Below are 14,759 nucleotides of genomic sequence, written 5' to 3' on the forward strand. Positions count from 1 at the left end.
TACCTTGTGGCAAACACCTGCCAGCCCTGATGCGATCCCCGTGCGGGTTTACCCGCGAAGGGCCCTGACAGACGATCAGTCAGCCGGCTGCTTGAACACATAGAACAGGTTCGGCTCACTGACCAGATAAAGGGTTCCCGCCTCGTCCATCGCAATCCCCTCCGCCTGCGGTACGGTCGCCTGCAAGCCCTGGTAGCCCTTGCGCAGCGACAGGGTACTCAGCGGCCTGCCCTCGATATCCAGCTCCAGCAACAGCCGCGACTCGTCGGACAATGCCAGCAGGTGCCCACTGCGCTCATCGAACTGCAAGCTCGACAAGTCCCGCACGAACAACCGTGAATCGCGCTTGCGGTCCTGTACTACATGCACGGCATAGGGCCTTTCCGGGTTGTCATGCGGGAAGCCATGGACCTCGTAGATGAGCATCGGGTCGCGTTCCTTGGCCACGAACAGGCGCTTGCCCGCTGAGTCGTAGGCCAGGCCTTCGAAGCCTTTGTTGCCGTTCAGGCCAATACCCAGGCTGAGCTGCTCGGCATCGCCGGCATCGAGGAACAACGTGTCGTCGTCCAGGCGCACCCGGATCAGCCGTTGCTGACGCTCGTCGGAAATCACATAGCTGTTTGGCCCGACATACTCCACGGCCTCCGGGTCGCCGAAGCCCGTCAGCGGCACGCGGCGCAGGATGCGCCCGTCCAGCGACAGCTCGATCAACTCCGAACGGGCGTTGGTGACGGTAAACAGGGTCTTGCGGTCAGGGTCGTAGGTCAGCGCCGATATATCGTCGTTCAACCCTTCGATAGGCTGCGCTTCCAGCACCACCCGGTAGCGCTCCAGGCCCATGCTCTGCTCGGCGGGCTGCCACCAGGTCTTGAGGTTGAACCAGGCGCGCTCGTAAAGGCGGAACTCATGCCCGGCCCAGCCGAGCAGGCACAGGCAGACAACGGCTATTACCAGGGATAGACGAACAAAACCACGCATACAGGCAGACTCGGCACAAGGATGGCGAATCTAACCATGAATGACTGAAATAAAGCTTAATGCCAGCATCCGAAAAAGCGGATTGTTGGCTCAGGGTTTTCTGAAGCGATAGAACAATGCCGGCTCACTGACCATGTACAGGTTGCCCTGGTCGTCCATCGCCACCCCCTCGGCCCGCGGGATAGTGCCTTGCAGGCCGTTGAACCCGCCGAGCAAAGTCATGAAGCTGACCTGCTGCCCCTGCTGGTCCAGCTCCAGCAGCATGTTGGAGTCGGCCGACAATACCAACAGGTGGCCTGTGCGCGGGTCGACACCCAGCGCCGAGAGGTTGCGCAAGTCGAGCTGATCGCTTGGCAGCGGCTGCTTGTCGCCCTTGAGCTGGCTGCGGCCATCGGTGTTCCAGGTGTACAGCTTGGGCGGGCGCTCCTCGCCGATGACCAGGCGCTGGTGCAGCGGGTCCCAGGCGACGGCCTCGAAGCCTTTGTTGCTTTTCACCGACTGCCCCAGGTCATAGCTTTTGAAGTCGGCGTGGTTGAGCACCGCCGTGTGCCCGTCCACCTTGACCAGGGTCAGGTCATGCAGGCGCTCGTCGGTGATGGCCAGGTAACCGTCTTCCAGCACGGCAACGCCTTCCGGGTTGTTCCAGCCGTTGAGCGGGATCTTGCGCAGCACATCGCCGTCCAGGCTCAGTTCGACCAGGAACGGGTTCTTGCCCATGACCGCGAACAGCGTCTGGGTCTGCGGGTTGAACGCCACGTCCGACGCTTCGTCATCGTCCATGCCCGGCAGGGGCTTGGCATCGATGTCTACCTGATAATCCGGCAGCCATACGCTTTCGCTACGCTCGGCGCGGCTTTCAAAGCCTTCCTTCAGCCATAGCGCACCACGGTCATCCCAGTGCATCGCCATGGCCACGCCGTAGCCAATCACCGCCGCCACCGCCAGGCCAAAGGGCCAGCGCAGGTAGAAACGACGCTTGGGGGTTGCCGGGGCGTTGGGGGGGGATGGCATGCAGGGGTCCTGAAGCAGTGGGCGTAGATGCGCGCATTATCCGCATTGGGTGTGAAAAAAACGCCAAATCCTGCCTGGACGCGCATTCTTTGTGGGAGCGGCCTTGTGTCGCGAAAGGGGTGCCAAGCGCCCCCGGGATTCATGCGTCAAGCACCTATTGCCGGGGCCGCTCTGCGGCCCTTTCGCGACGCAAGGCCGCCCCCACAGGGCTCAGAGCACCCGGCTTTCGAAGCGGCTGACACCCGGCAGCTCCAGCACCAGCTCGTCACCGACATTGAACGGCCCCACGCCCGCCGGGGTGCCGGTGAGGATCACATCCCCCGCCAGCAGCGAAAAATGCGCGGCCATGTGCTGAATCATCGGCACGATAGGGTTGAGCATCATTGCGCTGTTGCCGTCCTGGCGTACTTCGCCGTTCACCGTCAGCCGTACCGGGATGTCGGTCACGTCCGGGAAGCTGGCAGCCGAGACGAACGGCGGCAGTACGCAGGCACCGTCGAAGCTCTTGGCCAGCTCCCATGGCAGGCCTTTTTCCTTCAGTTTGGCCTGCACGTCGCGCAGGGTCAGGTCCAGGGCCGGGGCGTAGCCGGATATGGCGTCCAGCACCTCTTCCTCGCTGGGGTGCGTGGACAGTGACTTACCCAGCAACACGGCGATTTCTGCCTCGTAATGCACCGAACCGCGCTCGGTCGGGATCTTGAAGCCGCCTTGCGCGGCGACCACGCAACTGCCGGGCTTGATGAACAGCAGCGGTTCGCTGGGGATCGGGTTGTCCAGTTCCTTGGCGTGTTCGGCATAGTTACGGCCAATGCACACCACCTTGCCCAACGGGAAGTGGATGCGCGTGCCGTCTACGTACTGGTGCTGGTAACTCATGGCCGACTCCTTTGCATGCTGCTTTTTATTCAGGAGCGAAGATCTTACCCGGATTCATGATGCCGTTAGGGTCGAACACGGCCTTAATCGCCTTCATGCAGGCAATTTCTTCGGCCGAGCGGCTGTAGCCCAGGTAGTCGCGCTTGGTCATGCCTACGCCGTGCTCGGCAGAGATCGAGCCGTTGTAGCGTTCGACGATCTCGAACACCCACTTGTTGACCTTGGCGCACGAGGCAAAGAACGCGTCTTTGTCCATGTGCTCGGGCTTGAGGATGTTCAGGTGCAGGTTGCCATCGCCGATATGGCCGTACCACACCACTTCGTAATCCGGGTAATGCTCGGCCACGATGGCATCGATATCGCGCAGAAACGCCGGCACTTTCGAGACCGTGACTGAAATATCGTTCTTGTACGGGATCCAGTGCGAGATGGTTTCCGACAGGTACTCACGCAGCTTCCACAGGTTTTTCAGCTGGGTTTCGCTCTGGCTCATCACCCCGTCCAGTACCCAGCCCTGCTCGACGCAATGCTCGAAGGTGGCCAGTGCCTGGTTGGCGACTGCCTCGGTGCTGGCCTCGAACTCCAGCAGCGCATAAAAGGGGCAGTCGGTGGCGAATGGCGCCGGCACATCACCACGCGCAAGGATCCTGGCCAGGCCCTTGTCCGAGAAAAATTCGAAGGCCGTGAGGTCGAGCCCGCCCTGGAAGGCGTGCAGCACCGGCATGATCGAGTCGAAGTCCGGCGTGCCCAGCACCATGGCGGTGAGGTTGCGCGGGGCGCGGTCCAGGCGCATGGTGGCTTCCACCACGAAACCCAGCGTGCCTTCGGCGCCAATGAACAGCTGGCGCAGGTCATAGCCGGTGGCGTTCTTGATCAGGTCCTTGTTCAGCTGCAGCAACTCGCCCTTGCCCGTCACCACCTTCAGCCCGGCCACCCAATTGCGGGTCATGCCGTAGCGGATTACCTTGATGCCGCCGGCATTGGTACCGATGTTGCCGCCTATCTGGCTGGAACCGCTGGAAGCGAAGTCTACCGGGTAATACAGGCCCTGCGCTTCGGCGTAGCTTTGCAACTGGCGGGTGACCACCCCGGGCTGGCAAACCACCGTGCGGTCGAAGGCATTGAAGTCGAGAATCCGGTTCATGTTGTCGAAGGCCACCACGACTTCGCCATTGGCCGCCACGGCCCCCGCGGAGAGCCCGGTGCGCCCACCCGACGGCACCAGCGCCACCCTGTGCGCATTGGCCCAACGGACAATGGCCTGCACCTGCTCGATGGTCTTGGGCAGCACGATGGCGCTGGGCGCCGGTGCATAGTGCTTGGTCCAGTCCTTGCCATAGGCGTCTAGGGATGCCGGGTCGGTCAGGACCTTGCCAGGGTCGACAAGGGTCATCAGTTCTTCAATTGCAGCGGGGTGGGTCATCGCTGGAACTCTCGACTTATTCATAGTCACCCTGAGCACTCTTCACCTGTCGGGATAAGCTCAGATTGTGTCGCGTATGCTAGCATAGCGCTCCCGCTGTTCATGCTAAGGCCGCCCTCGCGGCTGGCATCACCCCTCGCCATTTTTTCTCCGGGATACAGGTTTACGCAGATGAGCAAGACTTCTCTCGACAAGAGCAAGATCCGGTTCCTTCTTCTTGAAGGTGTGCACCAGAACGCGGTCGATACCCTCAAGGCCGCCGGCTACACCAACATCGAATACCTCACTGGTTCGTTGCCGGAAGCCGAGCTGAAGGAAAAGATCGCCGATGCCCACTTCATTGGCATCCGTTCGCGCACCCAGCTCACCGAAGAGATCTTCGACTGCGCCAAGAAACTGGTCGCCGTTGGCTGCTTCTGCATCGGCACCAACCAGGTAGACCTGGAAGCTGCCCGCGAGCGCGGTATCGCCGTGTTCAACGCGCCCTACTCCAACACCCGCTCGGTCGCCGAGCTGGTACTGGCCGAAGCGATCCTGCTGCTGCGTGGCATCCCAGAGAAAAACGCCTCCTGCCACCGTGGCGGCTGGATCAAGAGCGCAGCCAACTCGTTCGAGATTCGCGGCAAGAAACTCGGCATCGTCGGCTACGGCTCGATCGGTACCCAGCTGTCGGTCCTGGCCGAAAACCTGGGCATGCAGGTCTACTTCTACGACCCGCTGACCAAGCTGCCACTGGGCAACGCCGTACAGGTCACCAGCCTGCACGAACTGCTGGGCCTGGCCGACATCGTCTCGCTGCACGTGCCTGAGCTGCCCTCCACCCAGTGGATGATCGGCGAGAAGGAAATCCGCTCGATGAAGAAGGGCGCGATCCTGATCAACGCCGCCCGTGGCACCGTGGTCGAGCTGGACCACCTGGCCGCCGCCATCAAGGACAAGCACCTGATCGGCGCTGCCATCGACGTGTTCCCGGTCGAGCCACGCTCCAACGACGAAGAGTTCGAGAGCCCGCTGCGCGGCCTGGACAACGTGATCCTCACCCCGCACATCGGTGGTTCCACTGCCGAAGCCCAGGCCAACATCGGCCTGGAAGTGGCCGAGAAGCTGGTCAAGTACAGCGATAACGGTACTTCGGTGTCTTCGGTCAACTTCCCTGAGGTGGCACTGCCAGCGCACCCAGGCAAGCACCGCCTGCTGCACATTCACGAAAACATCCCGGGCGTACTCAGCGAGATCAACAAGGTATTCGCCGAGAACGGTATCAACATCTCCGGTCAGTTCCTGCAGACCAACGAGAAAGTCGGTTACGTGGTAATCGACGTAGACGCCGAGTACTCCGACCTGGCGCAAGAAAAACTGCAACAGGTCAAAGGCACCATCCGTTCCCGCGTACTGTTCTGAGTTTGCTTGCTGCATGAAAAAGGGAGGCCCTGGTGGCCTCCCTTTTTTTTGCCGGTGGAAGCGGCGTCGCCCGCTCTCACAGGATCACCGCAAACCCGAAGCTTGCGGCCCCCCCTGTGGGAGCGGGCGAGCCCGCGAAAAAACCAACACTTATTTCACGTCGACAGTAATCTTCTGCGACTCGACGCTCGGCTTGAACGGCACGTGATACTGGTCACCCAGCACCAGTTGCAGGGTGTGCTTGCCCGGGGTCAGGGTAATGCTGGTTTCGGTCTGTGCCTTGCCGAAATGCAGCACCTGCGGCCCGGCTGGCAGTGGGGTGCCGGCCTCTGGCATCAGGCTGGTCGGCAGCGGCATGTCGGCGACGGGCTCTTTGTCCACATCCACCAGCAAGTGGTGGTGGCCGGTGTGCGGGGTCTGGTCGCCGGCAGGCTTCAGGCCCATGCCTTCAATGCCGAACTTGACGGTAAAGGTCTTGTCGACGGTGGCACCATCGGCGGGGGAAACGATGAAGACCTTGGCATCCTTGGGCGGCTCCTGGCTCTTCAGGGCGTCTGCGGCACTGGCCAACACCGACGCTCCCATCAGCAAACCGGCAACGGCAGCACGCGAAAATAGGCTGTTCATTCACTTCTCCTGTGATTCACTCATTGACCGCAGCTTGTCATCCAACAGCGGCGGTAGTTCACCTTAGTTGAAATATGCGCCAAGGTGTTCACGTTGCCTGACAGAAAAATTTGAGTCAGGGTTAAACAATGCCGAGGCGCCAAGGTCTTAGGCTGCGTTCGATCATGGCGAGGAATAAAGCCATGACGAAAGTTATTCACCTGTAAAAGAAAAAGGGGCCTTCAATGCGTTCGACCATAGGGGTACTGCTGGCAGTACTGATCAGTCCATTGGCCCAGGCGGAGCTGATCGACGAAATCGCCGACCGGGGCGAACTGCGCATTGCCGTACAAGCCGACAACCCGCCTTATGCGTTCAAGCAAGACGAGCGGCTGAGCGGTTTCGATGTGGAATTTGGCCAGGACCTGGCCCGCGAACTGGACCTGCGCGCCGAATTTGTCGAGGCGCCTGCGGACGAGGTACTGCCAGGTGTGGAAAGCGGCAAGTATGATGTCGCGCTGACCCCAGCGAGCGAAGCACTCAAGAGTGACGGCCCGCTTGACGCGAGCCTGCCGTTTGGCGAGAAGAAGCTGGTGATCCCGTTCCAGAAGGACAACCCGGCGTTTGAAAGTGCCGTTAACAATGCGCTGCAGCGGTTGAAGGACAGTGGCCGCACGGCCGAGCTCGAACAGAAGTGGTTCAAGGGTGTGCAGGAGACTGCGGCCGGGCAATGAGGTTTGTGCGGTCTGTGCCGCCCTCATCGCCGGCAAGCCGGCTCCCACACTCACTCCACAGCCGGCGCAGGGCTACCCCAAGGCCCGCTGCGCCTGGTCCAGCTCCAGCTCACTGAACACCTGCACCCCCGCCCGCCGCAGCAGCGCCGCTGTGACCCCTTCCCCGGCCACCTTCACACCACTGAACGTGCCGTCATAGGTCAAGCGGTTGCCACATGAAGGGCTGCCCGACTTCAATACCGCCACACCAATGCCATGCCGCCGCACCAGTACGAGCGCCAACTGCGCGCCGGCCAGGAACTGCGCACTGACATCTTCGCCCATGACAGTGATCACCTGTGTGCTGCCGTCGAGCACCTGCCCACCTTGCCCGCCTGGTATCTCCGCGGGTGGCCGAGGGGTCGGCAACCCGCCGGCGACTTCCGGGCACAACGGCACCACGCGGCCTTCGGCCTGCCACTGCTGCAACAAGTGCGGGTGGCCGCTGGTGCGACCGTCATAGCGCACCGGCTGCCCCAGCAGGCAAGCGCTGACCAGCACCCTCGGCAAATCAGAACGGGTCATTGCCACGCCGCCGGAACCAGCCCGTCAACGACAAGCGCTCACGCCCGGCGGGCAGCACTTCGTGAGGCACCTCACCCGACAGGAACACCACCAGGCAACCTGCCAGCGGCTCGACCAGGGGCTCGGCACCGTCGGCCAGGAACATGCGCAGCTGCCCGCCATCCTGCGGCTGCCAGTCTTCGTTCAGGTAAAACACCGCCGAAACCATGCGCCGATCATCGTCACGAAAGCGGTCCAGATGCCGGCGATAGAATGCCCCGGGTGGGTACAGGGCAAAATGGCACTCGAAATCCTGCAGGCCGAGAAACAGGCCCTGGTTGATGGCCAGCCGTAACTGGTCCATGGCCGCCAGGTACTGGTCGCAAGCCTCGGCCTGGCCAGGGTCGATCCACTGGATCTGGTCGCCGCGAATGGTTTCGCGTACTTCCTGGGCATCACCGCGCCCCACCCCGGCCGGGTTGAGTTCACCTTCGGCATAACGGCGCCGGCACTCGACCGCCAACGCGCGCGCAAGGTCGACAGGCAGAAACAGCGCCTGTTGGGACCAGCCATGGGTGGCCAGATCGTCAACGACGGCCGCGAACATCGGGTTTTCGGGGGAAGTATGCATGGCGCGCATCATATCCATTCGCCCTGGCGGCGCACAGCGCCACTTGGCCGAGAAACACGCACATATCTCGACAAACCGGCGCCGGGCCAAGGACAATGGTCGCCTGCCGACAGGAGTCCTGAATGCGCCGTCTGTTTTCCCTGATTCTGCTGATGATCTGCACCACGCCTGTCTGGGCAGATAACCTGGATCAACTGTACAAGGCTGCCGGCTGGCCCGACCAGCGCGCCCACTTCAACGATGCCCTCACCGCCGCCCAGGCGCGCTACCGCAACAGTTTACCGCCCGCCGTGTACCAGGCGCTGGTCGACAACAGCAACCAGCGCTTCCAGGCCCAGGCGGTAGACCGTCGTGCCCAGGCAAAGCTGCGCGCCAGCCTGGCCAACCCGGCACCGGCCCTGGCGTTCTTCCAGTCGCCGCTGGGGCGCAAGGTGGTAGCCGCCGAGCTCAAGGCCACGCGCAAGGATGAACTGGCCAGAAACGCCAAGGGCTTGCCGAAAATGCAGGCCAGCGATGACCGCCTGCTGATCATTGGCCACCTGGCTCAGGCCTTGCCAGCACGCGAAGCTGGCGCCGAAGTCAGCCTGGCCATCGCCGGCGTGGCGGCCGACAGTCTCAGCTCGATGATCCCCGGCCTGTTCGGCGGCGGCCAGACGCAAGGCCTGCTCGACGGTCAGCGCCAGCGCCTCATGGGGCAAATTGGCGAAGACCTCAACAATACGTTGCTGTACGTGTACCGCGACCTGTCCGACGCCGAGCTGGAAGAGTTCGCCACCTTTGCCGAGTCGCCCGACGGCAAGGCCTACTACCAGGCGGCACTGGCCGCGGTGCGTGCCGGCCTGGCGGTGGGCCAGAGCAGCAACGAGCTGAGGTGATCAGCCCAGGCGCTGGTCGATGAAATCGAAGTAGCGCTGGCGAATGCCTGGCAGCTCGTTGGCCAGGTGGTGACGCGCGTCGGGCAGCATCAGGATCTGCGGCTCAGCGAACTTGGCCTTCAGCACCTCCAGGTTGTATGGCCAATCCACCGTGCCGTCGGCCTCTCCCTGTACGATCAATGGCCGCCGTGTACTTTTGGGCGCAGCCTCGATGCGTTTGACCCAGGCGATCAGGGCACCCACCCAGGCAGTGGGCAGCCGGCGCGGTTGCAGGGGGTCGGCCTGGAGAAACGGCAGGAAGGCAGGGTCGTTGGTATTCTCACTGAAGCGCCGCTCGATACCATTGACGAAATGGCGCAGCACGCGATAGCTGAACTTGGACCAACGCCAGGCACATGGCCGCACCAGTGGCGCCAGCAGAATGACCTGGCCATCCACAGGGCTATGGGCACCTTGGTACAGCAAATGGTCCACCGCGATCGCCCCACCCGTGCTCTGCCCGCACAAATGCCATGGCCGCGGCAGCTGCAACGCACGCGCCTGTTCGAACAGCGCCTGCAGCACCTGCTGGTACACCGCGAAGTCGCTGATGCTCGCCCGCTCGCCGCTGGACAGCCCATGGCCGGGCAGGTCGCAGCTGATGACCGCGAAACCTTGCCCGAGCGCCCACTCGATCACATGCCGATAGAGGCCCATGTGGTCGTAATAGCCATGCAGCAGGAACAGCGTCGCGCTTGGCTGCTCGGGTAGCCAAGCCTGCCCGACCAACTCGAACCCCGCGGCCTGGAAACCACCCAGCCAGCTGTGGGCCGACAGGTTCAGGCCATAGAAACGCTGGTAATCCTGCGCTTGAGTCGACAGCGGATGGCGCGCGGTGAACGGCGCCAGGCTGGCACGCAGGCGGTCGGGCTGAAAGTCAGGGGGCATCGGGTACATCCACAGTGAAGCAAGTATTGATCTGGGATATTCAGCTCTGGCCGGCATCGTGGCAAGCTTCAGCCATGCATTACCTCTACTGGCGCTATCGCCGGCAAGCCAGCTCCCACAGGGATATCACCAGGCCTCAGGCCGTTGACAACCTGTGGGGGCTGCTTTGCGGGCGACAAGGCCAGTGAACCCACCACAAAAATACCAGCAGATATCCATGCAAACCCGCCTCGCCAAACCTGCCCTGATGAGCCTCGCACTGCTGCTCTGCGCCGCCACCCTTTGGCAGGTCTACACCACCTTCCAGGCCCGCTACCTGCGCCCGTTCGACAACCAGGCCACGCTGTTCGACGGCAGCCAGTTGCAGCTCCCCGCCGAGCTGGCCGGCCCGGGCCCGATCCGCGTGGTGCACTTCTGGGACCCGGCCTGCCCGTGCAACGTCGGCAACCAGCAACACCTAGGCGACCTGGTCAGCCAGTTCGCCGAACAGGGCGTGGCCTTCCACGTGCTGCAAAAGCCCGGCAGCCATGGCCAATTGCCGGCCAACCTTGCCGGGCTGCTACCGCTGGGCAGCCTGCCCGGTAGCGAACACCTGCCCGCCACGCCGGGCGTGGCCATCTGGGATCGGCGAGGTCGCCTGGCCTATTTCGGCCCCTACAGCGAAGGCGCTGTCTGCAATGCCAGCAACAGCTTCATCGAACCTATTCTCAAGGCACTGCTCGACGGCCGCCAGGTCAGTGCCTCCAATACCCTGGCGGTTGGCTGCTATTGCCCTTGGGCAGGCTGACGCACCCGTGCAGGGTTACCCACCACCGTGGCACCGGCCGGCACATCCCGGGTCACCACGCTACCGGCACCGACCACCGCGTTATCGCCAATGGTCACACCCGGCAGAATGATCGCCGCACCGCCGATCCACACATTGTTGCCAATGTTCACCGGGCGCCCGCTTTCCAGCCCGCTGCGCCGCACGTCGGGGTCCAGCGGGTGGTCGGCGGCGTAGATCTGCACATTGGGGCCGATCTGGCAGTCATCGCCGATAGACACCGGCACCACGTCGAGCATCACGCAGTTGAAATTGATGAAGGTGTTGCGGCCGACGCGGATGTTGTAGCCATAGTCGCAGTAGAAGGGTGGGCGGATCACGGTGCCCTCGCCCACATGGCAAAAATGCTCGCGCAGCAAGCCATGACGGGCGTCGTTAAGCAGTTCCACGCTGTTATTGTAGCGGTGCATCCAGTGCTTGCTGGCGATCTGCTCGGCCTGCAATTCAGGGCAGCCAGCGTGGTAGAGCTGGCCGGTAAGCATCTTCTGTTTTTCGCTGAGTGCCATGGAAACTCCTTCCTGGGGCAGTGCTCGTTCGCGCATCCACCCAAGGTCGGACCCTTTTTTTTCGTAGATTGCTCAAGGAGTCTGCATGAAGCGCAGCCTGACCCTACTGGCCGTGGTTGTTGCCGTGGCCGCTGGCGCTGGTTACTGGTATGCACAGGGCAAGCTGCCACAGCGTGAAGGCGAAGTGGCGATGGCCGGCCTGCAGGCGCCGGTCAGCGTGCGCTACGACAGCCGCGGGGTGCCACACCTGCAAGCGCAGAACGAGGCGGACCTGTACCGTGCGCTGGGCTATGTGCATGCCCAGGACCGGCTGTTTCAAATGGAGATCATGCGCCGCCTGGCACGTGGCGAACTGGCCGAGGTGCTGGGCGACAAGCTGCTGCCCACCGACACGCTGTTCCGCAGCCTGCGCATACGCGAGCAAGCCGCCCTGATGGCCAGGCGCCAGGACCCGCAATCGCCGGCCGCCCTGGCTTTGCAAGCCTACCTCGACGGGGTCAACCGCTGGCAGGCCAGCCACCCCAAGCCGGTGGAGTTCGACCTGCTCGGTATCACCCCACGCCCGTTCACCGCCGAAGACACCCTGAGTATCGCCGGCTACCTGGCGTACAGTTTTGCCGCAGCGTTTCGCACCGAACCGGCGCTGACCTACATCCGCGACCAGTTGGGCCCTGACTACCTGAACATTTTTGACCTTGGCTGGCAGCCCGAGGGGGCCCTGGGCAAACCGCTGGCGGCGGCCGACTGGCGCAGCCTCGAAGGCCTGGCCCGGCTCAGCCACGAAGCACTGGGCGATGCCGGCATTCCGCAGTTCGAGGGCAGCAATGCCTGGGCCGTCGCCGGTAGCCGCACACGCAGTGGCAGGCCGTTGCTGGCAGGCGACCCGCACATCAGTTTTGCAGTACCGGCGGTGTGGTACGAGGCCGAACTGTCGGCACCCGGCTTCAACCTGTACGGCTACTTCCAGGCGCTCAACCCGTTCGCCCTGCTCGGCCACAACCGCGACTTCGGCTGGAGCCTGACCATGTTCCAGAACGATGATGTCGACCTGATCGCCGAACGCACCAACCCGGCCGACAGCAACCAGGTCATGGTCGATGGCCGGTGGCACACGCTGGAAACCACCCAGCAGCAGATTGCGGTAAAGGGTGAAGCGCCAGTTACCCTCAACCTGCGTCGCTCGCCCCATGGCCCCATCGTCAACGATGTACTGGGCAATATCGCCGGCACCACGCCAGTAGCCCTGTGGTGGGCGTTTCTCGAAACCGAAAACCCGATCCTCGAGGGTTTCTACCAGCTCAACCGCGCCGACTCCCTGGGCAAGATGCGCGAAGCCACAGCCAAGGTCCATGCGCCGGGGCTGAACTTTGTCTGGGCCAACGCCCGCGGTGATATCGGCTGGTGGGCGGCAGCGAAGTTGCCGATACGCCCAGCCGGCGTCGACCCGGCGTTCATCCTCGACGGCGCCAGCAGCCAGGCCGACAAGCTCGGTTTCTACCCCTTCAGCGCCAACCCGCAGCAGGAGAACCCGGCCCGCGGCTATATCGTCTCGGCCAATTACCAACCACCGGCGGCGGTGCCGATACCGGGGTACTACAACCTGCCCGATCGTGGCCGCCAGCTCGATCGCCAGCTGGCCAACCCTGAGGTGAAGTGGGACACCCAGAACAGCCAGGCGCTACAGCTGGACACCACCAGCGGCTATGGCCCGCGCACGCTGGCCCCGCTGCTGGCGACCCTGCGCGCCATAGCCGAAGGTGATGAGGAAAAGGAACTGGTGGAACAACTGGCCGCCTGGGCGGGCGATTACCCGCTGGACTCGACCAGCGCCACCCTGTTCAACCAGTTCCTTTACGAGCTGGCCTACTCGGCCCTGCATGATGAACTGGGCGATACCTGGTTCCCGGTACTGATCAGTACCCGCGCCATCGACGCGGCCTTGCCACGGCTGGCGGCGGATGCCGATTCGCCCTGGTGGAATACCCGGGGTGGCAGCCAGCGCACCGACCGGACCCAAGTGGTGCGTACGGCATGGCACAACAGCCTGAAGCACCTGCGCGACACCCTGGGCGACGACCCGTCGCGCTGGCAGTGGGGCAAGGCCCATACCTTGACCCACAACCACCCCCTGGGGGTGAAAAAGCCGCTGAACCTGCTGTTCAACGTTGGGCCATTCGCCGCCCCCGGTACACATGAAGTACCGAACAACCTGTCGGCGAAAATCGGCCCGGCGCCATGGCCGGTCACCTACGGCCCCTCGACGCGGCGGCTGATCGACTTTGCCGATGCCGGGCAGGCGCTGACCAGCAACCCGGTCGGGCAGAGTGGCGTGCCCTTCGACCGGCATTACGCAGACCAGACCGAGGGGTATGTGCAAGGGCAGTATCAGAAGGCGCAGATGGGGGTGATTCCGGCGCAGAGCACGCTCAGGCTGGTGCCGGCGCAGTGATTGCTCTGGTTGGTATGTCGCTTTGAGATTGCCGGGGCTGCTTTGCAGCCCATCGCGACACAAGGCCGCTCCTACAAGATGGCGCTTTGGTAGGGGCGCTGCGGCCGGAAGCAAAAACGCCGACACATGGGCGTCGGCGTTTTTTCGATGACTGCTGGCGGATCAGAACGCCGGCAGTACGGCGCCCTGGTACTTCTCGGCGATGAACGCCTTCACTTGCGGGCTGGTCAGGGCCTTGGCCAGTTTCTGCATGGCATCACTGTCCTTGTTGTCCGGGCGCGCGACCAGGAAGTTCACGTACGGCGAGTCGGCACCTTCGATCACCAGCGCATCCTTGGCCGGGTTCAAGCCGGCTTCGAGGGCGTAGTTGGTGTTGATCATGTCCAGGTCCACCTGGTCCAGCACGCGTGGCAGCATGGCCGACTCAAGCTCGCGGAACTTCAGGTTCTTCGGGTTCTCGGCAATGTCCTTGGGGGTGGCCAGGGCGTTCTTCGGGTCCTTCAGGGTGATCAGGCCGGCCTTCTGCAGCAGGATCAGAGCACGCCCGCTGTTGCTCCCTTCGTTCGGAATGGCAACGGTGGCGCCCTCTTTCAGCTCGCTCAGGCTCTTGACCTTCTTCGAATAGCCACCAAACGGCTCGACGTGCACGCCCACCACGGTTACCAGGTGGGTGCCCTTGCCTTCGTTGAAGCTCTTCAGGTAAGGCAGCGTCTGGAAGTAGTTGGCGTCCAGGCGCTTCTGGTCCACCTGCACGTTCGGCTGCACGTAGTCGGTGAAGACCTTGATCTGCAGGTCCACCCCTTCTTTGGCCAGGGTAGGCTTGATCAGCTCGAGGATTTCGGCGTGCGGTACCGGGGTAGCGGCAACCACCAGTTTCTCGGCGGCGGCGGCCAGGCCGGAAAACGTCAGGGCGGCGGCCAGGGCGGTGGTCAGCAGGGTCTTCTTCATGGTGGTCCTTATTCTGAATCTGGGC

At 63.1% G+C, this 14,759-nt stretch carries 15 protein-coding genes; 5 read left to right on the top strand and 10 right to left on the bottom strand.

Annotated features, from left to right (window positions below):
- Positions 1-75 precede the first annotated feature (75 nt).
- From G1E_RS20815 to G1E_RS20830, 4 genes are all read right to left on the bottom strand, one after another.
- On the bottom strand, positions 76-978 hold the full coding sequence (locus G1E_RS20815; protein ID WP_009683683.1) for an SdiA-regulated domain-containing protein: 903 nt from the start codon (positions 976-978) through the stop codon (positions 76-78).
- A 90-nt stretch (positions 979-1,068) separates the two neighbouring features.
- Positions 1,069-1,989 carry an SdiA-regulated domain-containing protein gene (locus G1E_RS20820; RefSeq protein ID WP_009683684.1) on the bottom strand — a complete coding sequence of 307 codons (921 nt, stop codon included), beginning with the start codon at positions 1,987-1,989 and terminating at the stop codon, positions 1,069-1,071.
- A 210-nt stretch (positions 1,990-2,199) separates the two neighbouring features.
- Positions 2,200-2,865: a fumarylacetoacetate hydrolase family protein gene (locus G1E_RS20825; protein ID WP_009683685.1), complete on the bottom strand. Its 666-nt coding sequence runs from the start codon at positions 2,863-2,865 to the stop codon at positions 2,200-2,202.
- 25 nt (positions 2,866-2,890) lie between these two features.
- A complete protein-coding gene (locus tag G1E_RS20830; RefSeq protein ID WP_009683686.1) occupies positions 2,891-4,288 on the bottom strand; it encodes an FAD-binding oxidoreductase in 1,398 nt (465 codons plus the stop codon).
- Positions 4,289-4,459: 171 nt separating this feature from the next.
- On the opposite strand from G1E_RS20830, the gene serA reads away from it, so the two are divergent.
- Positions 4,460-5,689, top strand: coding sequence for a phosphoglycerate dehydrogenase (gene serA / locus G1E_RS20835; RefSeq protein WP_009683687.1), 1,230 nt, complete (start codon positions 4,460-4,462; stop codon positions 5,687-5,689).
- Positions 5,690-5,839: 150 nt separating this feature from the next.
- On the opposite strand, the gene G1E_RS20840 is transcribed toward serA, so the two are convergent.
- Positions 5,840-6,316: a DUF4399 domain-containing protein gene (locus G1E_RS20840; RefSeq protein WP_009683688.1), complete on the bottom strand. Its 477-nt coding sequence runs from the start codon at positions 6,314-6,316 to the stop codon at positions 5,840-5,842.
- A gap of 224 nt (positions 6,317-6,540) precedes the next feature.
- Between G1E_RS20840 and G1E_RS20845 the strand changes: the two genes are divergently transcribed.
- Positions 6,541-7,029, top strand: a complete 489-nt coding sequence (locus G1E_RS20845) for a transporter substrate-binding domain-containing protein (RefSeq protein WP_009683689.1) — start codon at positions 6,541-6,543, stop codon at positions 7,027-7,029.
- A gap of 72 nt (positions 7,030-7,101) precedes the next feature.
- On the opposite strand, the gene G1E_RS20850 is transcribed toward G1E_RS20845, so the two are convergent.
- Positions 7,102-7,593 (bottom strand): DUF523 domain-containing protein, encoded by a 492-nt coding sequence (locus G1E_RS20850; protein WP_009683690.1) that lies wholly within the window; start codon positions 7,591-7,593, stop codon positions 7,102-7,104.
- The gene (locus G1E_RS20855; protein WP_033690534.1) at positions 7,580-8,212 is read right to left on the bottom strand and encodes a 2OG-Fe(II) oxygenase; all 633 of its coding nucleotides are present in this window, start codon (positions 8,210-8,212) and stop codon (positions 7,580-7,582) included. The genes G1E_RS20850 and G1E_RS20855 overlap by 14 nt, the downstream gene beginning before the upstream one ends.
- A 113-nt stretch (positions 8,213-8,325) precedes the next feature.
- Between G1E_RS20855 and G1E_RS20860 the strand changes: the two genes are divergently transcribed.
- Positions 8,326-9,078, top strand: coding sequence for a DUF2059 domain-containing protein (locus G1E_RS20860; protein WP_009683692.1), 753 nt, complete (start codon positions 8,326-8,328; stop codon positions 9,076-9,078).
- Here G1E_RS20860 and G1E_RS20865 read toward each other — a convergent pair whose 3' ends face one another.
- Complete coding sequence (locus G1E_RS20865) at positions 9,079-10,005, bottom strand: alpha/beta hydrolase (protein ID WP_009683693.1); 927 nt, start codon at positions 10,003-10,005, stop codon at positions 9,079-9,081.
- 217 nt (positions 10,006-10,222) lie between these two features.
- On the opposite strand from G1E_RS20865, the gene G1E_RS20870 reads away from it, so the two are divergent.
- Entirely contained in the window at positions 10,223-10,792 is a 570-nt protein-coding gene (locus G1E_RS20870) for a DUF6436 domain-containing protein (RefSeq protein WP_047150071.1), read from the top strand.
- Here the strand turns inward: G1E_RS20870 and G1E_RS20875 are convergent.
- A complete protein-coding gene (locus G1E_RS20875) occupies positions 10,771-11,337 on the bottom strand; it encodes a sugar O-acetyltransferase (protein ID WP_009683696.1) in 567 nt (188 codons plus the stop codon). The two genes, G1E_RS20870 and G1E_RS20875, sit on opposite strands and share 22 nt — an antisense overlap.
- A gap of 85 nt (positions 11,338-11,422) precedes the next feature.
- Between G1E_RS20875 and G1E_RS20880 the strand changes: the two genes are divergently transcribed.
- Positions 11,423-13,786 carry a penicillin acylase family protein gene (locus G1E_RS20880; protein ID WP_009683697.1) on the top strand — a complete coding sequence of 788 codons (2,364 nt, stop codon included), beginning with the start codon at positions 11,423-11,425 and terminating at the stop codon, positions 13,784-13,786.
- Positions 13,787-13,948: 162 nt separating this feature from the next.
- Here G1E_RS20880 and G1E_RS20885 read toward each other — a convergent pair whose 3' ends face one another.
- Complete coding sequence (locus G1E_RS20885; RefSeq protein WP_009683698.1) at positions 13,949-14,734, bottom strand: MetQ/NlpA family ABC transporter substrate-binding protein; 786 nt, start codon at positions 14,732-14,734, stop codon at positions 13,949-13,951.
- Between the last annotated feature and the right edge of the window lie 25 nt (positions 14,735-14,759).

The sequence above is a fragment of the Pseudomonas sp. TJI-51 genome (assembly GCF_000190455.2).
Classification (GTDB): Bacteria; Pseudomonadota; Gammaproteobacteria; order Pseudomonadales; family Pseudomonadaceae; genus Aquipseudomonas; species Aquipseudomonas juntendi.